Raw genomic sequence first — 25,595 nt, forward strand, 5'->3', positions numbered from 1 at the left:
GTAAAAAGAGTTCCGAGGGGGCGCGAAGGTAACCGCGGCTTATCCGGTGCTTTCTCGCTCGGTGTCGGTTTCGACCGCGTCGTCGGTCTCCGACGCGCCGTCGGTCCGCTCGCCGGGGTCGGAGCGCTCGCGCGCGAGTTCCCTGTCGATCTCGTCGCGGTGGTCGGTGTCTAACGACTGGACCGTGACGACGTTGCCGCCGCCGGGGTCGACGACGATCACCTCCTCGCCCTCGGCGATCTCGCCGTCGACGCTCCGGGCGCGGAAGTAGGGGTTGAAGCCGCCGTCTTCGAGCTTCACCTCGCCGCCCGACGCGGTGATGCGCTCGGTGACGCGGCCGACTGCGCCCGCGAGCGAGTCGGAGTCGCTCGTGCGTCCGGACTCCTTGCCGCCGTAGAAGTCGAACTCGCGGTAGACGTACAGCGTCACCGCGCCGACGCCGAACACGAGGCCGGCGAGCACGAGGGGAGTGGCGAACCCGCCGAGAGCGAGGCCGACGAGCCCCGCGACGAGCAGGGCGACGCCGACGACGATGAAGTGCGCGCCCGGGGCGAACGCCTCGAGGATGACGAGAAGTAACCCGCTGACAGTAAGCAGGAACGGGAGACTGAGCACGTCACCCGCGAGCTGCAGTAGCGTCGAGGCCATACCCGGCCGTTCGGACCGGGGACGATTAACATTTTTGCAGGTGACGGGTCGGCGGACGAACAGTACGCGCGAGCGAGACGGTCCGCGGTCCCGAGGTCACGCGCCGAGCGTCATCATCACGCGAACGATGATGCCCACGGTGACGAGCGCGCCGAGCAGGACGAACAGCGCGTTCTCCATCGTGGGCGACCCGGGTTCGATGGGGTCGCGGTCGTCGACCATCCCCTCCTCGTCGACCTCGTCGAGCTCGAACTTCCAGCCGTCGTCGGCGTCCTCGGGGTTGTCGGGGACGTCGCGAGCGGAGTCAGCGGGCATGACCGACCGTTGCCCCGCCGTGGTGAAAAGTCCGCGGGTCCCGCGGCGCGCGACCGCTGCGCCGGGAACGGGCGGCGGACCGTCGCGGCCGCGATCTCCTCAGCGCGGGCGGTCCGCCTGCGCCGACTCCACGTCGCCCTCGTAGACGACGCCGCGTTCGGCGTCGAGCGTGACGACGGTCCCGTCCACCGCGTCGAGTCGGGCGTCGCTGATCATCGGGATGCCGAGCTCGCGCGCGACCATCGCGGGGTAGCCGGTCATCCCGGGCGCGGCGTCGACGATGCCCGCGAGCTTCGAGGCGTCACCCTCGAACTCGTCGTCGAACGACTCGTCGAGCGCCAGGATCGCGCCCTCCTCGACGTCCGAGAGGTCGCCGTCGCTGCTCTGGGCCACCGGTCCGACGACGCGGCCGCCGACGACGCTCCGACCGGTCGCCAGCGTCTCCGCGGCGACGTGGACCTTCAGCATGTTCGTCGTGCTCGCGCCCTCCAGTTCCGTCATCATCCCGGAGAGCACGACGACCGTGTCGCCGCTCTCGGCGACGCCGGCGTCGAGCGCGGCTCCGACCGCGTTCTCGACGACCGCGTCGGCGCCCTCGTCGGTGAAGGGGGCGTACTGCGCGTTGACGCCCCACGACAGCGCCAGTTGCCGGCGGACGCGGTCGTTCGGCGTCGACGCGACCACCGGGACGCCCGGGCGGAACTTCGCGGTCTTCAGGGCGGTGTACCCGGACTCGCTGGCCGCCACGATGGCGCTCGCGCCGAGGTCGCGGGCGAGGTAGCGCGCCGACCGGGCGAGCGCGTCGGTCCGGGCGTCGTCGGCCGTCGGGACGCGCTGCTCGCGGAGCTCCGCGTACTCCTCGCTGCGCTCGACCTGCCGGATGATGCGGTCCATCGCCTCGACGACGCGGACGGGGTGGTCGCCGATGGCCGTCTCGCCGGAGAGCATCACGCCGTCGGTGCCGTCGATGACCGCGTTGGCCACGTCGGAGGCCTCGGCGCGGGTCGGCCGGCGCTCGTGGACCATCGAGTCGAGCATCTCCGTCGCCGTGATCACGGGCACGCCTGCGTTCCGGCACTTCCGGATGATCCGCTTCTGGATCATCGGCACGTCCTCCATCGGGCACTCGACGCCGAGGTCGCCGCGCGCGACCATGACCCCGTAGGCGGCGTCGATGATCTCGTCGAGGTTCTCCACGGCGCCCGCCCGCTCGATCTTCGCGATGATCGGGATGTCGGCGTCGAACTCCTCCAGCACCTCGTTGACCTCGAACACGTCGTCGGCGTCGCGGACGAACGAGGCGGCGACGAAGTCGGCCCCCTTCTCGGCAGCGAGTTCGAGGTCCTTGCGGTCGTTCTCCGTGACGACGTCGAGGTTCAGGTCCACGCCGGGGATGTTCACGCCCTTGCGCCCGGCCAGGTCGCCGCCGTCCTCGACGTGCGCGACCACGGCGTCGCCCTCGGTGCGCAGGACGGTCGTCTGGATGCGCCCGTCGTCGAGCAGTATCCGGTCGCCCTCCGAGACGCCCTCGACGGGCAGGGAGAGGCCGACCTCCTCCGGCGTCGCCGTCTCCCCCTCGACGAAACGGACCTCGCTCCCCTCTTCGAGGTGGATCGACTCCTCGAGCGGCGCGGTCCGGATCTCGGGCCCCTGCAGGTCCATCATCACCGCGAGGGGGTCCTCCGTCTCGTTGTCCACCTGTCGGACGCGGTCGATGAGGTCGGCGCGGTGCTCGCGCGAGCCGTGGCTCGCGTTCAGCCTCGCGACCGTCATACCGGCGTCCGCCAGGTCCCGGATCGCCTCCCGGGAGTCCGACGCCGGCCCCAGGGTGCAAACGATCTTCGCGTTTCTCATGCGTCGGGCTACGCGACCGGTTTCAAAAAGTGCGGTGTTCCGGGGGCGACGGTCGTCCCGGCGGCGCGGAGTTGCCGATCGGCTGTCGCCCCGCCCTCGGGCGAACGGTTTTCCGCGTCGGCGTTGGACTCCCGCCCATGCCAGACTACGCAGCCCTCGTGAACGTCGGCGAGCAGAACTTCCAGAACGCGCAGGAACTGGCCGTGCTGTGGCAGGAGATCGAAGGCGAGATCGAGGAGCACGAGTCCGAGTTGATGGAGTCGTACGCGATACTGGGCGAGTACGACTTCCTCGTCACGTTCGAAGCCACGGACCGCGACGCCGCGTACCAGACCGCGCTCGCCCTGCAGCGTCACGGCCTCGAGGCCCAGACGATGCCGATCGAACCGACCGAGAACTTCGCGGATCTGGTCGACGACATCTGACGGGTCGCCGGAGGGTCCGTTCGGGTCGGCTCGGCGCCGGACCCGTTCAGGGCACTCCCCGTCTCCGAGCCCGGTAGCTACCGGATCTTCGTCCCCGGTTCCGCGTCCTCGTGAGTGGTGAGCAGATCGGCCTGCTCGCCCGCGGCGAGCACCATGCCGTTGCTCTCGACGCCGAACAGCTCGGCCTTCTCGAGGTTGACGAGGACGACCACCTTCGTGCCCGGCAGGTCGTCCACGTCGTGGAGCTGTTTCAGCCCGGCGACGATCTGGCGGGTCTCGGCGCCGACGTCGACCTCCAGCCGGACGAGTTCGTCGGCCCCCTCGATGCCCTCGGCGCTCTCGATGCGGCCGACGCGCATGTCGATCGACTGGAACTCCTCAAAGCTGATGCGGTCGTCGGCGAGCGGTTCGATCTCTGCGTCCGCGTCGTCGTCGGTCATCTCGGGTTCGTCTTCCTCGTCAGCCCCCTCGTCGCTTTCGGTCGCTTCCTCGACGCGGGCTTCGAGCTTCTCGTTGAGCTCCTCGACGCGCTCGTCCTCGATCTGCTCGAACAGCTCCTCTGGCTCTTCGAAGTCGCTGGGCGGCGCTTCGAGGGCGTCCTCGACCGTGGCGTCGCCGACCTCGCCGTCCTCGCCGAGCTGCTCCCAGAGGCGCTGGGCCTTCCCGGGGGTGAACGGCTGCATCAGCACGGCGACGGCTTTGGCGATCTGGACGCAGTCGCGGATGACCTGCGCGGCGTCGTCGGGGTCCTCGTCGACCAGCTTCCAGGGCTCGTTGCGCTGGATGTACTCGTTGCCGAAGCGCGAGAGGTCGACGGCGGCCTCGCTGGCCTTCCGCGGCGAGTAGTCGTTGAGGGCCTCGCGGAACTCGTCGACGGCCTCGCGGATCCGCTCCAGAACGTCGTCGGAGGCGTCCGCGTCCGGCGTCCCCCCGTAGTTCCGGTAGGCGAACAGCATGCTCCGGTAGAGGAAGTTGCCGACGGTGCCGACGAGCTCGCCGTTGACGCGCTCCTGAAACTTCTCCCACGAGAAGTCCACGTCCTGCTGGAACCCGCCGTTCGTGGCGAGGTAGTACCGCAGGAGGTCCTCGTGGAACCCCTCGTCGAGGTACTCGCGGGCCCACACCGCGCGGTTCCGCGAGGTGGAGAAGCCCTGCCCGTTGAGCGTCATGAACCCGCTGGCCATGACGGCGCGGGGCTCGTTGTACTCCGCGACGCGGAGCATCGCGGGCCAGAAGATGGTGTGGTGCTGGATGATGTCCCGGCCGATGATGTGGACGATCTCGCCGTCGCCCTTCCACGGGTCCTCCCAGTCGTAGGCGTCCGCGCCGACGCGCTCGGAGTACTGCTTCGTCGAGGCGACGTACTCGATGGGCGCGTCGACCCAGACGTACAGGACGAGGTCGTCCTCGCCGGGGTAGTCGATCCCCCAGTCCAGGTCGCGGGTGATACACCAGTCCTGCAGGCCGGACTCGATCCACTCGCGGGGCTGGTTCTGCGCGTTCGACGTGCCTTCGAGGCGGTCGAGGAACTCGGTGAGGTAGTCAGACAGTTCGGAGACGCGGAAGAACTTGTGCGTCCGGTCGCGGTACTCCGCGGGGTTGCCCGTGATGGTGCTGACGGGGTCCTCTATCTCGCCGGGTTCGAGGTGGCGCCCGCAGCCCTCGTCGCACTCGTCGCCGCGGGCCTGCTCGCCGCAGTAGGGGCAGGTCCCCTCGACGTAGCGGTCGGGCAGGGGCTGGTCGTCCGCGGGGTCCCAGGCGACCTTGATCTCCTTCTCGTAGACGTACCCCTCCTCCTCCAGCTTCTGGACGATTTCGAGGGTCAGCTCCGTGTTCGTCTCGTCGTGAGTGTGGCCGTAGTTGTCGAAGTCTACGGCGAACTCGGGGAACGTCTCCTCGTACTGCTCGTGCCAGTCGAGCGCGAACTCCTCGGGGTCGACGCCCTCCTGCTCGGCCTGCACGACGATGGGGGTGCCGTGCATGTCGGAGCCGCTGACGAACGCGGTCTCCTGACCGAGCGTCTCCAGGGCGCGTGAGAACACGTCGCCCCCGACGTAAGTCCGCAGGTGGCCGATGTGCAGGTCGCCGTTCGCGTACGGCAGGCCGCACGTCACCACCGCGGGGTCGTCCGTGGGAAAGTCCTCGTGGCTCATACGTCCCCTTCTCTTCGGTGCGGGTGTAAAACACCCGATTTCGGTCGCTTGCATCGCCTCGAAGCGGGTGATATCTCCGCCGTTCACTCGACAGTCGGCCGCGGCGCGGGCGTTCCGTCAGGAGCGATCGCCCGGCCGCTCGCCGAACGAGCGGCGGGCTACAGACCGAACGCGGCGACGGTGCCGCTGGCGAGCCCCATCGTCACGAGCAGGCGGCCGACGCTGCCGGCGAACGTCGCCGCTGCGAAGCGGTAGTAATCGCGTTCGAGGACGGCGAAGGCGTAGATGGAGATGGTGTCGGGGAAGCCGGGGACGCAGAGGGCGAGCGCGAGACCGGCGTAGCCGTACTTGCGGGCGAGTTCGACGGCGCTTTTCTCGGACCACTCGACGACTTCGAACCGGGACCGACGCAGGAACCGGATCACGGGGCCGGCGCGTTTCGCCTCCTGGCCGAGGTGAAACGCCAGCACGCTCCCGGCCGCCTTACCGACGCCGCTCACGAGGATGACCAGCGAGAACTCGACCGCGTCCGGCAGGGCGAAGCCCATGCCCGCGTAGCCCGGGATGAGTACTACCTCGCTCGGCAGCGGCAGGGCGAACGCGATGAGAAAGGAGTAGACGAGGATCAACAGCAGTCCGCTCACTCCGGTCGCGGTCCGGACCGTGGTCTCGAACGCGCTGAAGTCCGGGCCGAACAGCTGTACGACGGCGTCGAGGGGGAACGCCTGGAGGGGGAGGACCGTCGCGATCGCGGGGGAGGTCACTGCCGGGGACTGCGAGGGGAGCGACCTAAATGTTGGCGTTTCGACGCTGTCGGATCGCGTCCACGTCGCCGACGAACGCTTCGAGCATCTCCCGGGTGACGTGGGGCATGCAGACGACGCGGAGTTCGTCCGCGCCCGTCCGGGCGATGCGCCACCCCTCGTCGCGGAGCGCAGCGAACTCCCGGTCCGGCACGTCCGCCGAGACGAGGGGGAGCACCGGGTCGACGACGTCGTAACCGCGGTCGGCGAGCGCGTCGGCCAGCCACTCCGCGAGCGCCTGCGAGCGCTCGTACTGCTCGCGGTAGCCGGCAGGCCACAGCGCGTCGATGGCCGCCGCGGCGCTGGCGACGCCCGCGCCGCTCCGGGTGCCGGTCAGCGTCGCCTGCCCCCGCGATTCGAGGTACGGCGTGTCGACCGCGAGGGCGTCGAGCAGCGACTCGTCGCGGGCGAGGAAGCCGCCGGCGGGGATGGCGGCCTGCCCCACCTTGTGGGGGTCGATGGTCATCGTGTCGACCGGCGCGTGCGAGAAGTTCCACTCGCGGTCGGTGAAGGGGAGGACGAAGCCGCCCCACGCCGCGTCGACGTGCAGCAGCGCGCCGACCTCGTCGGCGACCGCGCCGAGTTCGGGGATCGGGTCGACGCGCCCGTACTCGGTCGATCCGGCGACGCCGACGACGAGCGCCGTCTCCTCGTCGGCGAGGTCGGAAACCGCCGCGACGTCGGCGCGGTAGTCGTCGTCGACGGGCGCGAGTCTGAGGTCCACGTCGAGCACGCCCGCGGCCTTCTGGAAGCTGAAGTGGACGCTCTCGGGGGCGACGACGTTCGGGGACTCGGCGTCGGAGCGGTTGCGGGCCACCCGGAGCGCCTGGAGGTTCGCCTCCGTGCCCCCGCTGGCGACGTAGCCCGCGGGGTCGTCCAGCCCGGTTATCGTCCCGAGGTCGTCGACGACCCGGCGTTCCAGTTCGGCGACCGTCGGGTACGTGCCGGGGTCGCCCGGGTTCGTTGCGAGGAAGCGTTCGGCAGCCTCGCGCGCGGCCGGGTGCGGTTCGGTGCACATCGAGGAGAGCACCCGGTCGAAGTCCTGCGGCTCGGCTCGCATGAAAACGGATACCCGGGACAACGGTTTATTCGTTGTGTTCCGGCCCGCGCTGGCGAGACCTGGTCAGGCCTCGTCGACCCACTCGGGCCGTTCGACGGTCACGTCGCCGTCGTCGTCGAGCGCGAAGTCGACGTCCATCGCCATGCTCGCGTCGTTGCGCGAGCTCTCGATGTGGACGGTCATCTCCTGCACCCGACCGTCCTCGCTCACGACGACCGTCGACTCGTACGCGCTCACGTTCTCGCCGTCGAGGGGGACGGCGTCCGACCCCTGCCACTCGTCGGCGGTGAGGGTAACCTGCCCGTCGCTCGTCGACTCCACGGCGTAGTTACCGCCTTCGAGGTAGCCCCGCAGGAGCACGTGCCCCGACAGCTGCTGGCGGAGCTGCGCCGGGTCCATCCGCTGGTAGGACGTGTCGTTGCCCGACTCGATCCGGCTGACTGCGGTCGACTGGTTCCCCCAGACGGTCTGGTTGACCCGGGCGCTCGTCGCGTCGACGAGGAAGGTCCCCTCGCCGTCGACCCGGATCGACCGCTCCGCGGCCGAGGTGACGTTCTGCCCGCTCTGTTCGATACGCTGCCGCTGGGTCACGTTCAGCTGGTAGGCCTCCCCCGACAGGCTCTCGTTGTGGGCGTTCGCCAGTGCGGCCGCGTCCTCCAGCCCGGACTCCGTCACGCCGGGCGGGTACGCGGCGTCCCCGCCGGTCCCGTTCGCCGCCGTGTCGTTGCCGACCGTCCCGTTCGCGAGCGTCTCCTCCCCGTCGCCGTCGTCGCCGCCGAGGACGCCGCCGCAGCCGGCGAGCGCCACCATCACGACGACGAGACCGATCGCTATCGTCTTCGTTCTCATCACGAACCCGTGATGCACACGGAGGGAAAAAGCGTCCGCTCCGCGCGCGGAGTGTCGGAAAAAGGACCTGTCGGCGATTACCGCACCGAGTCGATCATCAGCTTCTGCTCGACGCGTTTGACCTCGTGCTGGACGTCGCGGACGGCGTCGATGTTCGCGGAGATGGAGCTGACGCCCTCGTTGACGAGGAACTGCACCATCTTCGGCTTCGAGCCGGCCTGGCCGCAGATGCTCGTGTCGACGTCGTACTCGCGGCAGGTCGCGATGGTGTCGCCGATGAGCTCCAGTACGGCAGGGTGGAGCTCGTCGAAGCGGTCGGCGACCTCCCCGTTGTTGCGGTCGACCGCGAGCGTGTACTGCGTGAGGTCGTTCGTCCCGAAGGAGGCGAAGTCGATGCCCGCTTCGGCCATCCCCTCGACGCCGAGCGCCGACGCGGGCGTCTCGATCATCACGCCCCACGTCCGCTTGTCGGGGTCGATGCCGACGTCCTCCATGAGCTTCTTCGTGCGGAGGACGTCCTCGGCGTCGTTGACCAGCGGGAACATCATCTCGACGTTGTCGTAGCCCATCTCGTAGAGCCGCCGGAACGCCTCGAGCTCGCACTTGAACAGCTCCGGCTCGTCGAGGCTGCGGCGGATGCCGCGGTAGCCCAGCATCGGGTTGTGCTCGTCGGGCTCGTCCTCGCCGCCTTCGAGCTCGCGGAACTCGTCGGTCGGCGCGTCGAGCGTCCGGGTGCGGACCGGTCGGGGGTAGAACTCCTCGGCGACCCCCTGAACGCCGTCGACGATCTCGTCGACGTAGGCGCGCTTGCCGTTTTCCTCGATGTACCGCTCGGGCGTCTGGCCGAGCGAGAGGATCATGTGCTCGATCCGGAGGAGGCCGACGCCGTCCGCGCCGGTCGCCGCGGCGCGCTCGGCGGCCTCCGGGATGGAGACGTTCACCTTGACCTCCGTCGCGGTCATCGGCTTGACCGGCGTCTTCGGCCGGGCCTCCTCGATCGGCTCGCGCTGCTCGTCGGGCTCTTCGGTACCCTGACGGACGGCCCCCTTGTCGCCGTCGAGGGTGACGTGCTGGCCGTCCGTGAGCACCGTCGTCGCGTTGCCCGCGCCGACGACCGCGGGGACGCCCAGCTCGCGGGAGACGATGGCGGCGTGACTGGTCATCCCGCCCTCGTCCGTGACGATGCCGGACGCGCGCTTCATCGCGGGGACCATGTCCGGCGTGGTCATCTGGGTGACGATGATGTCTCCCTCGCCGACCTTGTCGAGTTCGTCGAGTTTGCCGACGATACGGACCGCGCCGCTCGCGTTCCCCGGGCTGGAGCCGAGCCCGCGGACGAGGATGCCGTCGTCGGAGCCGCTCTCGGCGCTCGCCGTCTCGACCCCGCCGCCCCCGTCAGTGGCCTGAGCGCCGTTCGCCGCGCCGGAGCCGTTCGTCGGGTCGGTCTCGACGCGCGACTCGTCGGCCTCGCCGATCTCCCCCTCGTCGATGGTCGTGATCGGCCGGGACTGGAGCATGTACACCTCGCCGTCGTAGATGGCCCACTCGACGTCCTGGGGCGTGTCGTAGTGGTCCTCGACGCGCTCGCCGAGTTCGCGCAGGCGGTCGAGCTCGTCGTCCGAGAGGACGCGCTCCTCGCGTTTCTCCGCGGGCACCTCGCGCTCGACGGTCTCGCCGGTGTCGTCGTCGCGGACGTGCATGATCTTCTTCTCCGCGACGGTCACCTCCTCCAGGTCGCCGGACTCGCGGTCGATGATGTAGTTGTCGGGCGACACGGAGCCGGAGACGACCGCCTCGCCGAGGCCCCACGCGGACTCGACGATCATCCGCGGGTCGCCGGTCGAGGGGTGGCTGGTGAACATCACGCCGCTCTTCTCGGCGTCGACCATCTGCTGGACGACGACGGCGATGTTGACGACGCTGTGGTCGAACCCCTGGTTCTTCCGGTAGTAGATGGCCCGCTGGGTGAACAGGGAAGCCCAGCACTCGCGGACCCGGTCGAGCAGATCCTCCGCCGTGACGTTGAGGAACGTCTCCTGCTGTCCGGCGAAGCTCGCGTCCGGCAGGTCCTCCGCCGTCGCCGACGAGCGGACCGCCACGAACGCCTCGCCGTCGCCGAGCTTCGAGTACGAACCGAGTACCTCCTTCCGGAGGGAGTCGGGGAACTCCGCGCCCAGGATCAGCTCCTGCGCGCGGTCGGCCGCTTCGGCGAGGGCAGAAGAGTCTTCGACGTCCACGTCCACCACCTCGAACAGTTCCTCGTCGATCCCGGCCTCCTCGATGAACGTCCGGTAGGTGCCGGCAGTGACGACGAAGCCCGGCGGAACGGGCAGTCCGGCGCCGGTGAGTTCGCCCAGCGAAGCGCCCTTGCCACCGACGTCGTCGATGTCTTCCGCCCCGATCTCCTCCAGAGACAGTACTGGCATGCTGTACCTGACGGAACCACGACAGCGTTAAAGAACCTTGCGAACGTTGCGTAAATAACGTAACTCGCTTCCGAGTACACTTTCGATCGCGAACTCCGCGGCCCAAGATATTATACCCAGCTGTCACTATCGTACGGACGATGAACACGACGCAAGCGCTTCGCCTCGCACTGTACTATCGGGGACTGTCGGCTCTCTCGTTCGCCGTCGGCATCGGGATCGCGGTGGTCGGCCTGGGCGTCGGCCTCGGCGAGACCGTCGCGATCCTCGCCGCGGACTTCCCGTCGCGGGTCGACGAGGCCGTCGCCGCGGCGAACCTGCCGGTCGCGCTCGGGTCGGCGGTCGTCGGCGTCCTCGTCTGGCAGGTCGGGTCGTGGGCCGCGTTCTTCCTCGCGATCGACAGAGCGGTCGACGCCGAACCGGCCGACGCGCCCGCGGACGGGACGCGCGACGACGACCGGAGCGTCGTCGCCGAGACCGAAGACGAAGCCGAGAACGCGTCGGCGGCGTCGCCCCGGCAGGACCCGATCGTCCCCTCCTCGTCGGGCGGGAACGCCGACGGTAGCGCCTCCGCCGACCGGCAGTCGGAAGCCCTCGGGAGCGGGCCGACGGTCGGCGCCGAAGGCGCGCCCGACGACGGCGCGAGTGCGTCCGCCGGCCGAACCGGGTCGCCACAACCGCACGACGACGACACCGATCCCGCCGCGTCGACGGACGAGGGTTCGGGAGAGACGCTCGCGGCCGACGCCGAGAACGTGTTCGACGACGAGGCGGCGGACGCGCCGGTCGACGCCGTCACCTGCGGGGACTGCGGCTACCCGAACAAGGAAGGCGTCTCCTTCTGCGCGAACTGCGGCGCGGAGCTCTAGGCTTCCAGTATCTCGTCCTCGTCGTCCGCCGGCACCGACAGCGTCCCGTCGAGCGCGAGGACGCCCTCGCCGCCGACGCGCACGGACTCGCCGACGCGGACCCGCACTCGTCCGGGCCGGTCGAGGTAATGGCCCTGTTCGAACGCCATCTCGTCTGGGAGTTCGCCGTCGAAGGCGCTCACCTCGCGGAGGTACGCGCCGGCCGCGCCGCTCGCCGTCCCCGTGACGGGATCCTCGGGCACGCCCGCCCCGGGGGCGAACATGCGCGCGTGGAGCGTCGCGTCGCCGTCCAGCGCGTCGAACGTGAACAGGTAGAGGCCGGTCGCGTCGACCTCGTCGCAGATCGCCTCGACCGCGGCGAGGTCGGGGTCCGCGTTCCCGACGTGTTCCAGGAAGTTGACCGGCACCATCAGGAACGGAAGGCCCGTCGAGGCGACCGCGAGCGGCAGGTCGGCGCCGATGTCCTGCAGCGATCCGACCGGCACGTCGAGCGCTTCGGCGAGCCGGTCGTACTCGACGTCGACCCGCCGGACGGAGGGGTCGTCCTGCGTCATCCAAACGGTCCCGTCGTCCTCGACGTCGACGTCGAGCACGCCGACCTCGGTCTCCAGCGTGTGCTCGCCCGCGTCGATGGCGCCGTCATCGCGGAGGAAGGCGTGCGCCGCGATCGTCGCGTGGCCGCAGAGGTCGACCTCCTGCGTCGGCGTGAAGTACCGCACCTTGCGGTCCGCGGGGCCGCTCGGCAGGAGAAAGGCCGTCTCGCTGACGGCGAGTTCGCGGGCGACCGCCTGCATCTGGCTCGCCGAGAGGCCGTCCGCGTCCGGGACGACGCCGGCGGCGTTGCCCGTCAGGGGTTCGTCGGTGAACGCGTCCACGAGGGCGGTGCGGACCTGTCTGACCATGCAGGTGCCTGCGGGGGAGTTCACGTAAACGCTCGGATGTCCACCGGGACACGCCTCCGGCCGGATCAGGCCGAGTCGCCGGTCGCCTCGCGGTCGGGGATCGTGAAGCGGAACGTCGCCCCCTCGGCGGCGTCCGCGTCGACCCAGATGCGGCCGCCGTGGCGTTCGACGATCTTCCGGCAGATGGCGAGGCCGATCCCCGTCCCCGACTCGTCCGCGCCGTCGAGGTCGTTGAACATCTCGAAGACGTGGTCGGCGTCGGCCGGGTCGATCCCGACTCCGTCGTCGCTGACCGAGAACACCCACTCGCCGTCGCCCCGCTCCGCCGAGACGCGGATCCGGGGTCCGCCGTCTGACCCTCTCCCGTCCGATCCGTCGTCGCCCTCGGCCGGTCCGTCGTCGGCTCCCGGACGCGCGGAGCCGTGCTCCACGGCGTTTCCGACGAGGTTCTGGAACAGCTGCACCAGCTGGGTCTCGTCGGCGACGACCGTCGGGAGCGGTTCCACGGCGACCTCGGCGTCGCTCTCCGCGATCGTTATCCGGAGGTTTGTCGTCGCCTCGTCGACGACCCGCTCGCAGTCGGTCGGTTCGAACTCGCCCCCCTGGGTGTCGAGTCGGGAGAACTCCAGCAGCCCCTGGATCATCGACCGCATCCGCTCCGCGCCGCCCACCGCGTACTCGATGAACTCCTCCGCGTCGTCGTCGAGGGCGTCCCCGTATCGCCGTTCGAGGAGATTCAGGTAGCTCGTCACCATCCGCAGGGGCTCCTGCAGGTCGTGCGACGCGACGTACGCGAACCGCTCCAGTTCGGCGTTCGACTGTTCGAGGCGGTCGACCGTCTCCGCGAGCTCCGCCTTCGCTCGCCGGCGTTCGAGGCCGTAGCTGACCCACTCGCTCATCAGCTCGACGTACGTCACCTCCGCGTCGGTGAACGGCGCCTCACGGGGAGAGGTGTTCGCGAAGCAGAAGGTCCCGAACACCTCGTCGCCGACCGTCACCTCGGAGCCGAGGTAGCAGACGATCCCGCTCTCGCTCGCCGGGTCGTCGGCGTACCCCTCGGCGGCGGCGTCCTGCAGGACGAAGACGCCGTCCGATCCGATGACGTGCTTGCAGTACGTCTGAGAGAGTGGTGCGGTGAGGCCGGGACGGAACCCGTCGTGCGTTCCGTGCATCTCGTGGACCTCGAATTCGCCCTCGTCCTCGTTGGTCTCGATGAGGAAGCCGAAGTCGAGGTCCAGCCGCTCGCAGCCCATCTCCAGCAGCCCCCGGACCTTCTCGTCGAACGTCGTCTCGGGGTTCGACGTTATCTCGTACAGTTCCTGTATGTACCGCTCCCGCTCCCGAAGGGTCTCCTCGACGGCGGCCGCGTCGCCGTCGGTCGCGAGCGCGGCGTCGATACGGTGGGCGAGGAGCGCGTGTTCGCCGGGGTCCGGCGGCCTGCGGACGACGTCCGTCGCGCCGGCGGCCAGCGCCTCGCCGACGGCCTCTTCGCTCGGGGCGGCGGTGTAGACGATCACGGGCAGGTCGGGATTCGACCGACGCACCGCGTCGAGAACGCCCGCACCGTCGTTCTCACCGGCTTCGCCGTCGCTAACGACGCAGTCCACGTCGCCGGACTCGATCCGGGAGAGCGCGGCTTCCGGACCGGACGCCGTGGTCACCGACAGTCCGGGACGACCGCGTTTGAGGGCGGCGGGGACGTCATCGCCGTCCGTGCCGACGTAGAGGACGCTGGCGGAGGGTTCGTCGCCCCGCGTCCGCGCGCGGTTCCGGCCGGCGGACCCCCCGCTCTCCCCTCGTTCCATGGTTCGCTAGCCGGTTCTCACAGGTAAAAGCGATCGCCGATATCGCGGCGAACCTGACAGTTCCTCCGCCGGAAGACGCGGCCAGAGGGTGACGCGGGGTCCCGACGCTAGCACGGGAACGCTTCGCGTCGCGCGACTGCCTGTAAACCGTTAAGTACCGACGGCCGCGATCCACCGCCATGAGCGATCTTCCGGACGATTTCGACTGCACTATCACCAACTGGGAGTACATCTACGGTCTCTGTCGCGACGTCAGCGTCGAGGTCCGGGAGGACGACTTCGAACCGGACGTGATCGTCGCGCTCGCGCGCGGCGGCTGGTTCGCCGGGCGGTGCATCTGCGACTTCCTGGGTCTGGACGACCTGACCAGCCTGAAGATGGAGCACTACGTCGGCGCGGCCCAGAAGTCGGACGAACCGCAGGTCCGCTACCCGATGCCCGAGGGGAGCGTCGAGGGCAAGGACGTGCTCATCATCGACGACATCGCCGACACGGGCGGGTCTATCAAGCGCGCCTACGAGTACGTCAACGAGCGCGATCCGGGGCAGGTCCGGACGGCGACGCTCCAGTTGCTCCAGACCAGCGAGTTCGAGCCCGACTACGTCGGCGAGCGCCTGGAGGAGTGGACCTGGGTCGTCTACCCGTGGAACTTCATCGAGGACATGGTCGACCTGATCGAGGGGGCGATGGAACGGGCCGACGAGGAGACGTTCGACCGCGAGGACGTCCGCCACTACCTCGCCGAGTTCCACGACGTCCAGCGCATCGAGATGGAGATCGCACAGCCCGACCGCCTCGACGAGGTGTTAGACGAGATGGAGCGCCGCGGCGTGATCGCCGGCGAGGACGGGGCCTGGTCGTTGGCGGAATAACGGCCCGTTTTTTGTAGCCCCGGCTCGCAGTCGAAGTCATGATCGGCTTTATCGGCGGCAGCGGCATCTACGACGCGCTCCCGTTAGAGAACGTCCGCGAGGAAGACGTGACGACCCCGTTCGGCGACCCGAGCGCCCCGGTCACGGTCGGCGAACTGGCCGGCCGCGAGGTGGCGTTTCTCCCCCGACACGGCCGCGACCACCAGTACTCGCCGACCGAGACGCCGTACCGCGCCAACATCCACGCGCTGAAGCAGCTCGGCGTCGAGCGGATCCTCGCCAGCAACGCGGTCGGCAGCCTCCGCGAGGACCTCCCGCCGCGGACGCTCGTGATCCCTGACCAGACGTTCGACCGCACCAAGCACCGCACCCCGTCGTTCTTCGGCGAGGGGATGGTCGCGCACATGCCGTTCGCCGAGCCGTACTGCCCGCACATGGTCGACCACCTCGCGGCGTCGACCGACGCGGCCGACGCCGACAGCGAGGTCGGCGGCACCTACGTCTGCATCGAAGGGCCGCAGTACTCGACGCGGGCCGAAAGCGAGTTCTACCGCGCGCAGGACTGGGACGTCATCGGCATGACCGCCATCCCGGAGGCGAAGCTCGCCCGCGAGGCGGAGATGTGTTACGCCACCGTCACCGGCGTCACCGACTACGACGTCTGGAAGGCGGACAGCGAGGTCACGCTGCAGGAGGTACTCGAAAACGCCGCCGCCAACGAGACGGCGATTAAGGAGGTCGTCGAGCGCGCCGTCCGCGAGATGCCCGACGAGCGCGACTGCGACTGCGGGTCGGCGCTGGAGGGGTCGATCAACACGCCGACCGAGGCCGTCCCCGAGGAGACGCTGGAGCAGGTGGAACTGCTGGTCGACGAGTACGTCTGAACTCCGGTAGCTCTCCTCCGGCGAAACTTACCGGACCAGAAAGTTCATATCGGTACTGGCGTACCTACCGGAAAGACCCGCTTACCATGACCGTCTCCGACTTCTCCGCGCTGTTGCGCGCCGATCCCGGCCGCGCACTCCTCTACTCCGTCGTCCCCGTCGTCGTCGCCGTCGCACAGGTACTCAACGCGGTAGTCCACGGCGTCTCCCCGGTGTATCCGGGGCTGTTCGCACTGGCGCTCGTCGGGTTCGCCGTCGTCGCGACGCAGTACCACCTCGCCGCCCTGCGCGTCGAAAAAGCGTGGTCGTCGTCGGTCGAGCGGCCGGCCGACTAGGTCGTCTGCGCCGTCGTCGCCCTGTCACGAGCCTGCCGACCCTTGTAGGCGTTGTACGCGCCGATAGCCGCGGCGACCAGGCCGCTGGTGGCCGTGCTCCAGAGCATCCCCTCCGTCCCCATGTCGAACACGGCGAACGGCGCGACGACGAGCCAGAGGCCGAGCAGCGTGACCAGCCCCGCGGCCGCCTCGCTCACGTTCAGACTCTTCGACATCCGGTAGAAGTTGTAACCCGCGACGAGGAATATCGTCGCGCCGATGATGACGTTGTTCCAGCCGGCCGCGTCGAGTTGGGTGCCGCCGCCCAGGTCGCCGTAGACGAACGGCGAGACGGCGATCCACGCGCCGATCAGCGACGCGAACCCCGCAAGCAGCTTCGACCCGCGCAGGTCGACGGTCCGGTCGTGCGCGGCCGCCCGGTCGTTCGCGACCCCGTTGTCGTCCGCGGCCGCTCGGTCGTCCGTACGAGACGCTTCGGCCGTCGTGTCTCTGTCGGGTGAATCTGCCATAGTGTGCCTCCGATCGATCGGTGGTCGAGGACGCGCTAAAAGGAGTCGACCGTTCATACGCTTCCCGCTCGCCGTCCGCGACTAACGGTCGCTTACTCGTCCCGCTGCCGTCTGCGACTCCCCCGGACGTACTCCAGCGCCGAGACGTACTCCTCGGGGTCGACTTTCCCCTCGGACTCGGCGAGGCGCTCGCGGATCTTCGTGGGTGTCATACACACGCATACGCTGCCCGACGGTATCAGTGTTGTGGTGAGCGGTAACAAACCACGCAGAAGGCTCGGTCGGCGGGCGCGTCAGTCGGCGATCGCCTCGTCGGACCCCGTCGCCGCGCCCGGGTCCTGCACCCAGAGGTCGCCGAACAACTCGTCCTGCTGGAGGCGGACCCGGCCGCGGTTCGAGAGGAAGAGCAGGGCGAGGAAGGTCTGGACCTTCGACCCCCCAGCGTCCTCGATCTCCGCGTACAGTACCTCGTCGCGCCCGGCGTCGTAGTGGTCCGACAGCGTCGCGAACACGTCCTCGATGACCGTCTCGATGTCCTCCTCGTGGGTGTTGCTCGTCACCTCGTCCTGGGTGGGCTCGTCGTCGACGCGCATGTCGTCGCCGGAGCGGTAGTCGAGCGTCTGGGTCCCGCGCTGGAACCCGCCCGGCGAGTCGCTGGTGTCGTACGAGCGCGACTCCTTCCACCACGACTCCCGCTCGGCCTCGCGGAGCTCCCGGACCAGTTCGTCGAGCGTCTCCGGCGTCCCGCGGGCCTGCTTGCGCTCCAGCCGGCGCTCCATCTCCCGCTCCAGCCCCTCGACGGGGTCGTGGTCCGGCGGGGGCGCCTGCGCCCCGTCGTCGAACGGCGCCTCCCACGGGGCCGGCTCGTCGTCCTCCTCGGGCTCGTCCTCGCTCAGCAGGCCGTCGCCTTTCATCCGCAGGAGGACGCTGGCGTAGAACAGCGCCCGGCCGGAGGTCCGCAGGTCCACCTCGTCCAGCCGGTCGAGGAACTTGTCGGTCACCGCGACGATGTCGATGTCCCACGGGTCGATCTCGCCCTCCTTCGCCAGCTGGACGAGGAGTTCGACGGGTTCGACCTCGTCCTCGTCGGTCTCCTCCTCGGGGACCAGGTCCTCGACGGCGGCGGGGTCGTCGCCGTTCGTACTCCCGCCGGGAACGGCGTCCTCGTCGGTCCCGGGCGGGTCGCGGTCCTCGTGGCCCGCGATGTCGAGCGGAATGCCGCCGTCGCTTTCGGCCGATCCGCGGTCGTCGCGCTCCTCGTGTGCAGACTCCGCGTTCGCTCCGTCCTCGTTGTCCTCGCTCCCTTCAGTCATCGGCCGGCACCCCCTCGCCGCTCAGGTCGATACCCGTCACCGCGCTGATGTTGTCGTCCTGCATCGTCACGCCGATGGCCCGCTCGGAGCGGTCGAGCATCGCCGAGCGGTGCGAGACGACGACGAACTGCGCGTCGCCGGCCAGCTCGTCGACCATCTCGCCGACGCGCTCGGCGTTCGCGGCGTCGAGGAAGGCGTCGACCTCGTCCAGCGCGTAGAACGGCGCGGGGTTGTGCCGCTGGATGGCGAAGATGAACGCCAGTGCGGTCAGGGACTTCTCGCCGCCGGACATCGCGTCGAGGCGCTGGATCGGCTTGTCCGCGGGCTGGGCCTTCATCGTCAGGCCGCCCTCGAACGGGTCCTCCTCGTCCTCCAGGTGGAGCGTCCCCGTCCCGGAGGAGAGGCGGGCGAAGATGTCCTCGAACTGCTCGTTTATCTCCTCGAACGACTCCATGAACGTCGCCTTCTTCTGGGCCTCGTAGGAGTCGATGCGCTCGCGGATGCCGTCGCGCTCCTCGACGAGCGTCGCCTTGCCCTCCTTCAGCTCCTCGAGTTCCGCCTCGACCTCGTCGTACTCCTCGATCGCGAGCATGTTGACGGGTTCGAGCTTCTCCATCTCCCGTTCGAGCCGGGAGATGTTCGACTCGACCTCGTCGTGGTCCGGCACTTCCTCGGGGTCGTAGTCGCCGACCTCCGACTCCAGCTCCTCGATCTCCCACTCCAGTTGCTCCTCGCGCTCGCGGAGGCTCCCGAGCTTGCTCTCGACCGTGTCGACCTTCTCCTTCTGCTCGTCGCGGGTCTCCTTCGCGTCGCGGAGGTCCGCCTTGATCTCCTCGCGCTCCGCTTTCAGCTCGGTCAGCTCCTCTTCCAGCTCCGCGACGGCCTCGCGCTTCTCCTCGAGCTTCGCTTCCTTCGACTCGATCTCGGCCTCGTACTCCTCGATGTCGGCCTCCTTCTCGGCCTTGCGGTTCTGTGCCTGCTCGATCGTCTCGTGGAGGTCGTCGATCGAGTCCTCGGCGTACTCCTTCTGTAGCTGGTACTCGTTGAGGTCGTCGTCGAGGTCGCTCAGCCGGTCCTCCAGGTCGTCGATCTCGCCCTCCAGGTCCTCGATCTCCGCGGTGAGCTCCGGGATACGGGAGTCGGCGAGCTCGGCTTCGAGCTCCTCGATGTCGCCCTCGACCTCGGCGATCGCCTCGTCCTTCGCCGCGATCTCCTCCTCGATCTCCTGCATCCGCTCGTCGACCTCCTCGCGCTCCTCGCGGAGGTCGTCGAGCTCCGCTTCCATCTCGTCGATGCGCTCCTCGACGCTTTCGTACTCGTCCTCGGTCGACTCGATCTCGCCCTCGATGGAACGGACCTGGTCCGCCGCGTCGGTCTTGCGGTCGCGGGCGTCGTCGAGGCGGCTCTCCACGTCCCGCAGGTCCGAGCGGACCGAATCCCGCTCGTCCTGCAGGTCGGTTATCTCCTCGGCGACGCGCTCTAACTGGCCCTTTCCGGTCTTCGAGAAGGAGTAGCGCGAGCCGCTCTTGGAGCCGCCGGTCATCGCGCCGCTCTTCTCGACGAGTTCGCCCGACAGCGTCACGAGGCGGTAGTCGCCCATGTACTCGCGGGCGGTCTCCATGTCCTCGACGACGAGCGTGTCGCCGAGCACGTACGAGAACACGCCCGCGTGCTCGTCGGCGAAGTCGACGAGGTTGTACGCGAAGTCGACCACGCCCGGGTCGCTCGGCGCGGACGGCAGCGACCGGTTGCGCATCTCCGTGATGGGCAGGAACGTCGCCCGCCCGGCGTTCCGGGACTTGAGGTACTCGATGCACTGCTGGCCGACGCCGTCGTCGTCGACGACCACGTTCGCCAGCCGCCCGCCAGCGGCCGTCTCGCAGGCCGTCGCGTAGCGCTCGTCGACGCTCCCGAGCTGGCCGACCGTGCCGTGGACGCCGTCCATGCCGGCGTTCAGCACCGTCGACACGGCGCGCCCGTAGGAGGTGTCCCCGCTCTCGTCGGCCCGGGCCTCCAGTTCGGCGTACTCCTGCTGTTTGGCCTGCAGGCGGTCCTCGACGTCGTCGAGGTCGTCCTGCAGCTCGCGCTTCTCGCGCTTGAGGTCTTCGACGACGCCCGCGATGTTGTCCTCGTTCTTCCTGGCCTTCGCGAGCTCGTCCTCCAGGTCCTCCAGTTCGGCCCGGAGCTCGGGGAGGCTGTCGCGGGCCTCGTCGATGTCGTCCTCGGTCTCGCTGATGGCGTTCGAGCGCCGCCGCGCCTCGTCGAGCAGGCGGTCCTGCTCGCGCTGGAGGTCGTTCTTCTCGGTTTTCAGCTCCTCGAGGTCGGCCTTGCGCTCCTGTAGCTCCGCCTTCACCTCGTCGTACTCGGTGTCGATGGCGTCGATCTCCGCCTGGAGCGACTCTATCTCGCTCTCCTTCTCCTGTACGTCTGCCTTGACCGAGGACTTCTCCAGTTTCGTCTCGCGGATCTGCGAGTCGAGTTCGTCGACCTCCTCCTGCTTGCGGTCGACCTTGACGAAGGCGTCGCGGCGGGTGTCCTCGGCGTCCTCGATCGCCTCCTCGGCGGCCTCGATCCTGTCCTCGAGGCGGGACACCTCGCCTTTGATCTCCTCCATCTCGCTTTTGATGCGGAGCTGTTCGTCCTCGCCCTTCCGCTCGATCTCGGCGTTCAAGTCCTCCAGGTCCTCCTGCAGGCGGACGACCTTGCCCTGCTTCTCGTCCAGGGCGCGCCGGAGCTCCTCGAGTTCGGCCTCTCTGGCCTCGATGGACTCCCGGGCGTCGTCGAGTTCGCGGCGCTTGTCCTCCAGTTCGGCCGCCTTGAGGTAGCCCTCGTACTCCTCTTTCTCCTCGCGGAGCGACTGGTACTCGAGCGCCGCCTCGCGCTCGTCGGAGAGCTGTTCGAGGCGCTGCTCCTTCTCCTCGATGCGGAGTTCGGCCTCGTCGATGCGCTCCTCGACGACCTCCAGTTCCTCGAAGGCGTCCTCCTTCTTCGCGTCGAACTCGGCGACGCCGGCGATCTCGTCGATGATCTCCCGGCGCTCGCCCGGCGTCATGTTGATGATGCCGGTCACGTCGCCCTGCATGACGACGTTGTACCCCTCCGGGGTGACGCCCGCGCTGGCGAGCAGGTTCTGGATGTCCGAGAGGTTGACTGAGCGACCGTTGAGGTAGTAGTAGGAGTAGTAGTTGTCCTCGGTCTCCTTGACGCGGCGCTTGATCGTGATCTCGTCGACGTCGCCGACGTCCTCGCTGCCGGCGGCGTTGACGACCTGCCCGCGCTCGACGGTGCGGTCCTCGTTGTTCAGGATCACCGTGACGCTGGCCTCGCGGGGCCCGCCGCCCGCCGACCCCCCGTCCGCGTGGCCGGGGTTGTAGATCAGGTCGGTGAGTTTCTGGGCGCGGATGCCCCGCGCTCTGGCCAGGCCGAGCGCGAACAGCACCGCGTCGATGATGTTGCTCTTGCCCGAGCCGTTCGGTCCGCTGACGGTCGTGAAGTCCTCGTAAAACGGGATCCGGGTTTTCCGCCCGAAGCTTTTGAAGTTTTCAAGGACGAGCTCTTTGATGTGCATGGGTTGCTCGTAGGGGGGCGGACGACCCGCGTCCTACGCGACGATGATGTCGTCGCCGAGTTCGGAGTCGTCCGCGTCTTCGTCTTCCGACTGGGGTTCGCCACTCTTAGCCGCTTCGGACGCCGCTTCGTGGACTTCGTCGGGGTCCGCCTCCTCCGACGGCGCAGCCCGGACATCGGCGGCGCGCGACGGCGTCTCGGCGTCAAGTTCGGACTCGAGTACGCGGATCCGCTCTTTCGCCTCGACTAGTTCCTCGGTCAGTCCCTCGACGGTCGACTCCAGCTCGGCGACCGTCGCTTCGAGTTCCTCGACTCTGTTGCCGGCCATACGTGTACTGGCACAGTCCCGTGCCCATAAACGTGCGTCAGACATTCAAACAATATCTGACACTATCGCCGGCGGCCGACTGCGGCCGCGACGAGCAGGGCGACGACGGCGACGCCCGCGCCGAAGCCGGGCTGTCCGCCCCCGGCACTGGCTTTCGCCTCGTTCTCGGACGACGCGTCGGTCGGCGTCGCGACGACGCGGAACCCGTCGAACGACGCGTTCGGCCCCCAGCGCGCCGTCGTGTCGTTCGACGACGCCGGGGCAGGTGCGGTCTCGGACAGACCGTATCCGTCCGGTGCTCGAACGACGAGCTCCCGGTCGGTCGTGAACCCGTCCGCGAAGGGCGCGGTCACCACCAGGTCGTCGCCGTCGGCGGCGGCCAGCCCGTGCCACGTCACCGACAGCGCGACGACGCCGGTGTCGCCCCCGTCGGTCGTCGCGAACGTCGCGGCGGCGTCGTCGATTCGCATCTCCCGGTCCGTGCGGTTCGCCGTGGCCGCCGCGGTGGCGCTCATGCGGTCGGCGAACCTGTCGCGAACGCCGGTGCGGGCGGTCTCGTTCTCCCGGAGCCGGCGGAACGCCTCCCGCTCTTCCTCGGTCGTCAGGTCGAACGGGACCGTCACCGTCACCCGGGCGCTCCCGTCGGACCGCAGGTCGACCACGAACGCGTCCTCTGTGGGAACCGTCGCGGCGTCGGCCGCAGCGGAGTCGGCCGATACCGATCCGTCCGCGACGGCCCCGCCGGCGGTCGCGGTCGTTACGAGCAGCGCGACGCACAGAGCGCGCAGGAGCGATCCGTTCACCGACGCTCACCCCGCAGTCCCTCAGTCGTCATCGGCGGTGTCGACGTCGCTGTCGTCCTCGGTGTCGGTACCGTCGTCGTCGGTCCCGTCGTCGCTCTCCGGATCTTCCTCTGCGTCGGCGTCGTCGCCGCCCTCGTCGTCGGCTTCGATCTCCAGTTCCGCCTCGCCGTCGCCGTCGGACGCCTCGTACGTCGCCCCGTCGTCAGGGACGGTGACGGAGAGTTCGCCGTCGGCGTCGGTGACGCCGACGACGGACCCGTTCGCGGTCACGGTGACGTTCGCCGCGGGTTCGCCGTCGACCGTGGCGCGAAGCGCCACCGTCTCGCCCGGCGCGGCCGGGCCGCCCGTGGCCGCGAGCTCCAGCTCGCCGTTGTCCTCGCGTTCGTCGTCTTCGCGTTCCTCTTCGTCCTCGCGTTCCTCCTCGTCTTCTCTCTCCTCCTCGCTCTCGGACTCGTCTTCGCGCTCGTCGTCTTCGCGCTCTTCCTCGCCGTCGCGTTCCTCAGCGTCCTCGTCGTCGCCCTCGACCTTCTCCTCCAGCTCGACGACGGTCCCGCTGGAGCCGTCGACGGTGACCTCGGCCTCGCCGTCGCCGCCGCGGCGTTCGAACTCGAACTCGTACGTGCCGTCGTCCTCGTCGGTCGAGGACTCGTCGAGGGTCCAGTTGGCGTCCGAGAGCGCTTCCTGAGCGGCCCCCAGCGCGACGGAGCGGTTCAGGGTGAGGTTCGCGTCGCCGTCGCCGGGGCGCTCGAACTCGCGGGAGCGCTCGCCGTCCTCGCTCTCGACCTCGATGGAGAGACCGTTCGCGGTCTCGATCTCGACTTTCCCCTCGCTCTGACCGGTGAACCGTTCGAGGAGTGCGTCGGTTCCGGTGCCGGTCACGTTGTCGAGCCCCTCGACGGTCGACCGGAGCGCGGACTCGTTGAGTCCCGCCGTCTCCAGTTCGCTCGCCGTCAGGTTGTCCGCACGCTCGCTGAGGCGCTCGGAGCTCGCGAGCACGTTCTCCGCGCGGACGTTCAGTTCGGCGAGTCGCTGGGCGTACTCGGAGCGGGTGATCTCGCCCTCTTCGTACTCTTCGGTCGCCTCGCGGTAGTCCTCGCGGACGTCCTCGGCGCGCTCGCGGAGCTCCTCGGCGCGGTCCGCCACGGCCTCTGCACGCTCGCCGTCAGTCGTGCTCTCGTACTCTACCTCGAACGTCGTCTCCTCGAAGTCGGCCTGTACCTCGTCGTTGGTCGCGGTGACCACCGTCGACAGCTGCTGGCCGACGGTGACGTTCACCGCCGAGTCGTTCTCCGCGGAGTCGTTCGTCGCGACCGTCGCGGTGCGGTCGGGATGCTGTTCCGCCGTCGCGGACGCCGTGCTCGCGGCCGCGGCGGCCGGGGCGACCATCCCGACCACGAGCAGCGCCGCGAGCAGCACGTTCAGTGTGGCTCTCATCGTAGCGGTATCTTCTCCCACTCGACATTAAACCGGGGCGATAGTCCCGGCGAGTTCCCGGCCGCTTGCGCCCGCTCCCGGACGTTTTCGTCCGTTTGCACCGAGTTGCGACGCGGGACCGTCGGGTTTTTATCGAGGGACTGCAAGGTTCCGTCCCGAGATGGTCGCCCGCCGTGCCGCCGCGCTCGCAGTCCTCCTCTGTCTCGCGGCGCTGGTCCCGTCGGTCGCCGCGAGCGCCGCCGGTGCCGACGACCAGGGTGCGTCACCGAGCGCGACAGTCGCGCCCGACCCGGTCGACGACGCACCGCCGTCGGTCAGTGACTCGCGACAGCCGAGCGTCGCCGTCGGAGGGTCGCCGGACACCGACACCACCGTGACACGGATAGCGGTCCACGCCAACGGCTCCGCCACGTGGACGCTCGAAGTGCGGACGCGCCTGACCACGGACGCGGACGTCGAGGACTACGAGGCGTTCCGCGAGCGGGTCCGGGAGAACCGCAGTCGCTACCTCGACCCGTTCCGCGACCGGATGGAGGGGGTCGTCGCGAACGCCGGCGAGGCGACAGGGCGGGAGATGGCCGCGGGCGATTTCGCCGTGTCGACGCGGATCCAGGAGGTGCCGCGCCGCTGGGGCGTCGTCACCTACTCGTTCCGTTGGGACGGCTTCGCGGCGACCGACGGCGACGCCGTCGTCGCGGGCGACGTGTTCCAGGGCGGCTACTACCTCGCCGACAACGACACGCTCGCGATCGAAGCGCCGGCCGACCACGCGGTCGCCGACGCTGACCCGACGCCGGACGAGCGCGAAGGCGGCGACCTGACGTGGATAGGGCCGGAGAGCTTCGACGACGAGCGCCCGCGCGTCGCGTTCGAACCGGCAGACGACGAGACGACGGAGGGCGGGAGTGCCGCCGGAGACGGAGAGACCGGCGCTGGCGGCGACGCCGACCCCGACGGCTCGCCCTCGCAGTTCCCGACCCTCGTCGTCGGAGCGGTCGTCGCCGTCGGTCTCGTCGGTGCACTCGGCTACCGCGCCTACGCAGGAGGACCCGGCGAGGGTGAGGGCGAGGTCGCGGAGGGCGCGGATCCGTCGTCCGGCGACGCCGGCGAGGACGGCGACGCGGAGCGAGGGACGGAGACCGCGGCGTCGGCGACGGCCGAGGGTGCGGCGGCCGGGAGCGCGACAGACGAACGAGGGCCGAACGCCGACGCCGTTGCGGACCCGGAGCTACTCACCGACGAGGACCGCGTCGTGCGCCTGTTGGAGCGGGAGGGCGGCCGCTGCAAGCAGTCCGCGATCGCCGACGAACTCGGCTGGTCGGCGTCGAAGACCTCGCGCGTGGTCTCGGACATGGCCGAGGCAGGGACCGTCGAGAAGCTCCGGATCGGCCGCGAGAACGTCATCGACCTCGACGGCGGTCCGTCCCGTTAGCCTTTAACC

At 69.3% G+C, this 25,595-nt stretch carries 22 protein-coding genes; 6 read left to right on the plus strand and 16 right to left on the minus strand.

Annotated features, from left to right (window positions below):
- Positions 1–39 precede the first annotated feature (39 nt).
- From D8670_RS08900 to pyk, 3 genes are all read right to left on the minus strand, one after another.
- Positions 40–648 carry an NfeD family protein gene (locus D8670_RS08900; protein WP_121817762.1) on the minus strand — a complete coding sequence of 203 codons (609 nt, stop codon included), beginning with the start codon at positions 646–648 and terminating at the stop codon, positions 40–42.
- Between the two features lie 96 nt (positions 649–744).
- Positions 745–963 carry a DUF7312 domain-containing protein gene (locus D8670_RS08905; RefSeq protein WP_121817763.1) on the minus strand — a complete coding sequence of 73 codons (219 nt, stop codon included), beginning with the start codon at positions 961–963 and terminating at the stop codon, positions 745–747.
- Between the two features lie 99 nt (positions 964–1,062).
- Positions 1,063–2,817 (minus strand): pyruvate kinase, encoded by a 1,755-nt coding sequence (gene pyk, locus D8670_RS08910; RefSeq protein ID WP_121817764.1) that lies wholly within the window; start codon positions 2,815–2,817, stop codon positions 1,063–1,065.
- Positions 2,818–2,954: 137 nt separating this feature from the next.
- On the opposite strand from pyk, the gene D8670_RS08915 reads away from it, so the two are divergent.
- Positions 2,955–3,242: a GYD domain-containing protein gene (locus tag D8670_RS08915; protein ID WP_121817765.1), complete on the plus strand. Its 288-nt coding sequence runs from the start codon at positions 2,955–2,957 to the stop codon at positions 3,240–3,242.
- Positions 3,243–3,319: 77 nt separating this feature from the next.
- Here D8670_RS08915 and metG read toward each other — a convergent pair whose 3' ends face one another.
- From metG to ppsA, 5 genes are all read right to left on the minus strand, one after another.
- Positions 3,320–5,395: a methionine--tRNA ligase gene (metG, locus tag D8670_RS08920; RefSeq protein WP_121817766.1), complete on the minus strand. Its 2,076-nt coding sequence runs from the start codon at positions 5,393–5,395 to the stop codon at positions 3,320–3,322.
- Between the two features lie 158 nt (positions 5,396–5,553).
- On the minus strand, positions 5,554–6,144 hold the full coding sequence (locus D8670_RS08925; RefSeq protein WP_121818572.1) for a YqaA family protein: 591 nt from the start codon (positions 6,142–6,144) through the stop codon (positions 5,554–5,556).
- A 40-nt stretch (positions 6,145–6,184) separates the two neighbouring features.
- The gene (gene mfnA / locus D8670_RS08930; protein ID WP_121817767.1) at positions 6,185–7,258 is read right to left on the minus strand and encodes a tyrosine decarboxylase MfnA; all 1,074 of its coding nucleotides are present in this window, start codon (positions 7,256–7,258) and stop codon (positions 6,185–6,187) included.
- A 63-nt stretch (positions 7,259–7,321) separates the two neighbouring features.
- Positions 7,322–8,107 carry a hypothetical protein gene (locus D8670_RS08935; RefSeq protein ID WP_121817768.1) on the minus strand — a complete coding sequence of 262 codons (786 nt, stop codon included), beginning with the start codon at positions 8,105–8,107 and terminating at the stop codon, positions 7,322–7,324.
- A gap of 77 nt (positions 8,108–8,184) precedes the next feature.
- On the minus strand, positions 8,185–10,533 hold the full coding sequence (gene ppsA, locus D8670_RS08940) for a phosphoenolpyruvate synthase (RefSeq protein WP_121817769.1): 2,349 nt from the start codon (positions 10,531–10,533) through the stop codon (positions 8,185–8,187).
- 140 nt (positions 10,534–10,673) lie between these two features.
- Here ppsA and D8670_RS08945 point away from each other — a divergent pair, with 140 nt between their 5' ends.
- Positions 10,674–11,402 carry a zinc ribbon domain-containing protein gene (locus tag D8670_RS08945; protein WP_121817770.1) on the plus strand — a complete coding sequence of 243 codons (729 nt, stop codon included), beginning with the start codon at positions 10,674–10,676 and terminating at the stop codon, positions 11,400–11,402.
- Here D8670_RS08945 and D8670_RS08950 read toward each other — a convergent pair.
- The gene (locus D8670_RS08950) at positions 11,399–12,304 is read right to left on the minus strand and encodes a PhzF family phenazine biosynthesis protein (RefSeq protein WP_121817771.1); all 906 of its coding nucleotides are present in this window, start codon (positions 12,302–12,304) and stop codon (positions 11,399–11,401) included. The two genes, D8670_RS08945 and D8670_RS08950, sit on opposite strands and share 4 nt — an antisense overlap.
- 65 nt (positions 12,305–12,369) lie before the next feature.
- Positions 12,370–14,109 carry a sensor histidine kinase gene (locus D8670_RS08955; RefSeq protein ID WP_121817772.1) on the minus strand — a complete coding sequence of 580 codons (1,740 nt, stop codon included), beginning with the start codon at positions 14,107–14,109 and terminating at the stop codon, positions 12,370–12,372.
- Between the two features lie 179 nt (positions 14,110–14,288).
- Here D8670_RS08955 and D8670_RS08960 point away from each other — a divergent pair, with 179 nt between their 5' ends.
- The 3 genes from D8670_RS08960 to D8670_RS08970 all read left to right on the plus strand — a co-directional run bounded on the left by D8670_RS08960 (position 14,289) and on the right by D8670_RS08970 (position 16,200).
- Entirely contained in the window at positions 14,289–14,981 is a 693-nt protein-coding gene (locus D8670_RS08960) for a phosphoribosyltransferase (RefSeq protein WP_121817773.1), read from the plus strand.
- A gap of 38 nt (positions 14,982–15,019) precedes the next feature.
- Complete coding sequence (mtnP, locus tag D8670_RS08965; RefSeq protein WP_121817774.1) at positions 15,020–15,865, plus strand: S-methyl-5'-thioadenosine phosphorylase; 846 nt, start codon at positions 15,020–15,022, stop codon at positions 15,863–15,865.
- 86 nt (positions 15,866–15,951) lie between these two features.
- On the plus strand, positions 15,952–16,200 hold the full coding sequence (locus D8670_RS08970) for a hypothetical protein (RefSeq protein WP_121817775.1): 249 nt from the start codon (positions 15,952–15,954) through the stop codon (positions 16,198–16,200).
- On the opposite strand, the gene D8670_RS08975 is transcribed toward D8670_RS08970, so the two are convergent.
- From D8670_RS08975 to D8670_RS09000, 6 genes are all read right to left on the minus strand, one after another.
- Positions 16,197–16,709, minus strand: coding sequence for an SPW repeat protein (locus D8670_RS08975; protein ID WP_162994245.1), 513 nt, complete (start codon positions 16,707–16,709; stop codon positions 16,197–16,199). The two genes, D8670_RS08970 and D8670_RS08975, sit on opposite strands and share 4 nt — an antisense overlap.
- A 293-nt stretch (positions 16,710–17,002) precedes the next feature.
- Positions 17,003–18,022, minus strand: coding sequence for a segregation/condensation protein A (locus D8670_RS08980; protein WP_121817777.1), 1,020 nt, complete (start codon positions 18,020–18,022; stop codon positions 17,003–17,005).
- Positions 18,015–21,590, minus strand: coding sequence for a chromosome segregation protein SMC (gene smc / locus D8670_RS08985; protein ID WP_121817778.1), 3,576 nt, complete (start codon positions 21,588–21,590; stop codon positions 18,015–18,017). Before smc ends, D8670_RS08980 begins: the two co-directional genes overlap by 8 nt.
- Positions 21,591–21,623: 33 nt before the next feature.
- Positions 21,624–21,917 (minus strand): DUF7518 family protein, encoded by a 294-nt coding sequence (locus D8670_RS08990; RefSeq protein WP_121817779.1) that lies wholly within the window; start codon positions 21,915–21,917, stop codon positions 21,624–21,626.
- Positions 21,918–21,979: 62 nt separating this feature from the next.
- Positions 21,980–22,720 carry a DUF7345 domain-containing protein gene (locus D8670_RS08995; RefSeq protein ID WP_121817780.1) on the minus strand — a complete coding sequence of 247 codons (741 nt, stop codon included), beginning with the start codon at positions 22,718–22,720 and terminating at the stop codon, positions 21,980–21,982.
- A gap of 21 nt (positions 22,721–22,741) precedes the next feature.
- The gene (locus tag D8670_RS09000; protein ID WP_121817781.1) at positions 22,742–24,154 is read right to left on the minus strand and encodes a DUF7096 domain-containing protein; all 1,413 of its coding nucleotides are present in this window, start codon (positions 24,152–24,154) and stop codon (positions 22,742–22,744) included.
- A gap of 160 nt (positions 24,155–24,314) precedes the next feature.
- On the opposite strand from D8670_RS09000, the gene D8670_RS09005 reads away from it, so the two are divergent.
- Complete coding sequence (locus tag D8670_RS09005; protein WP_121817782.1) at positions 24,315–25,586, plus strand: helix-turn-helix transcriptional regulator; 1,272 nt, start codon at positions 24,315–24,317, stop codon at positions 25,584–25,586.
- The last annotated feature ends 9 nt before the right edge of the window (positions 25,587–25,595 follow it).

Origin of the sequence: Halostella limicola (assembly GCF_003675875.1) — an archaeon.
Taxonomy (GTDB): domain Archaea; phylum Halobacteriota; class Halobacteria; order Halobacteriales; family Natronoarchaeaceae; genus Halostella; species Halostella limicola.

What these genes read in the sequence shown, in the direction of transcription:
- D8670_RS08945 (WP_121817770.1), top strand. Translation starts at nt 10,674, where the DNA reads ATGAACACGACGCAAGCGCTTCGCCTCGCACTGTACTATCGGGGACTG.
- D8670_RS08990 (WP_121817779.1), bottom strand. Translation starts at nt 21,917, where the DNA reads ATGGCCGGCAACAGAGTCGAGGAACTCGAAGCGACGGTCGCCGAGCTG.
- D8670_RS08970 (WP_121817775.1), top strand. Translation starts at nt 15,952, where the DNA reads ATGACCGTCTCCGACTTCTCCGCGCTGTTGCGCGCCGATCCCGGCCGC.
- pyk (WP_121817764.1), bottom strand. Translation starts at nt 2,817, where the DNA reads ATGAGAAACGCGAAGATCGTTTGCACCCTGGGGCCGGCGTCGGACTCC.
- smc (WP_121817778.1), bottom strand. Translation starts at nt 21,590, where the DNA reads ATGCACATCAAAGAGCTCGTCCTTGAAAACTTCAAAAGCTTCGGGCGG.
- D8670_RS08960 (WP_121817773.1), top strand. Translation starts at nt 14,289, where the DNA reads ATGAGCGATCTTCCGGACGATTTCGACTGCACTATCACCAACTGGGAG.
- ppsA (WP_121817769.1), bottom strand. Translation starts at nt 10,533, where the DNA reads ATGCCAGTACTGTCTCTGGAGGAGATCGGGGCGGAAGACATCGACGAC.
- D8670_RS08950 (WP_121817771.1), bottom strand. Translation starts at nt 12,304, where the DNA reads ATGGTCAGACAGGTCCGCACCGCCCTCGTGGACGCGTTCACCGACGAA.
- D8670_RS08935 (WP_121817768.1), bottom strand. Translation starts at nt 8,107, where the DNA reads ATGAGAACGAAGACGATAGCGATCGGTCTCGTCGTCGTGATGGTGGCG.
- metG (WP_121817766.1), bottom strand. Translation starts at nt 5,395, where the DNA reads ATGAGCCACGAGGACTTTCCCACGGACGACCCCGCGGTGGTGACGTGC.
- D8670_RS08915 (WP_121817765.1), top strand. Translation starts at nt 2,955, where the DNA reads ATGCCAGACTACGCAGCCCTCGTGAACGTCGGCGAGCAGAACTTCCAG.
- D8670_RS08905 (WP_121817763.1), bottom strand. Translation starts at nt 963, where the DNA reads ATGCCCGCTGACTCCGCTCGCGACGTCCCCGACAACCCCGAGGACGCC.
- D8670_RS09000 (WP_121817781.1), bottom strand. Translation starts at nt 24,154, where the DNA reads ATGAGAGCCACACTGAACGTGCTGCTCGCGGCGCTGCTCGTGGTCGGG.
- D8670_RS08975 (WP_162994245.1), bottom strand. Translation starts at nt 16,709, where the DNA reads ATGGCAGATTCACCCGACAGAGACACGACGGCCGAAGCGTCTCGTACG.
- D8670_RS08900 (WP_121817762.1), bottom strand. Translation starts at nt 648, where the DNA reads ATGGCCTCGACGCTACTGCAGCTCGCGGGTGACGTGCTCAGTCTCCCG.
- mtnP (WP_121817774.1), top strand. Translation starts at nt 15,020, where the DNA reads ATGATCGGCTTTATCGGCGGCAGCGGCATCTACGACGCGCTCCCGTTA.
- D8670_RS08980 (WP_121817777.1), bottom strand. Translation starts at nt 18,022, where the DNA reads ATGACTGAAGGGAGCGAGGACAACGAGGACGGAGCGAACGCGGAGTCT.
- D8670_RS09005 (WP_121817782.1), top strand. Translation starts at nt 24,315, where the DNA reads ATGGTCGCCCGCCGTGCCGCCGCGCTCGCAGTCCTCCTCTGTCTCGCG.
- mfnA (WP_121817767.1), bottom strand. Translation starts at nt 7,258, where the DNA reads ATGCGAGCCGAGCCGCAGGACTTCGACCGGGTGCTCTCCTCGATGTGC.
- D8670_RS08955 (WP_121817772.1), bottom strand. Translation starts at nt 14,109, where the DNA reads ATGGAACGAGGGGAGAGCGGGGGGTCCGCCGGCCGGAACCGCGCGCGG.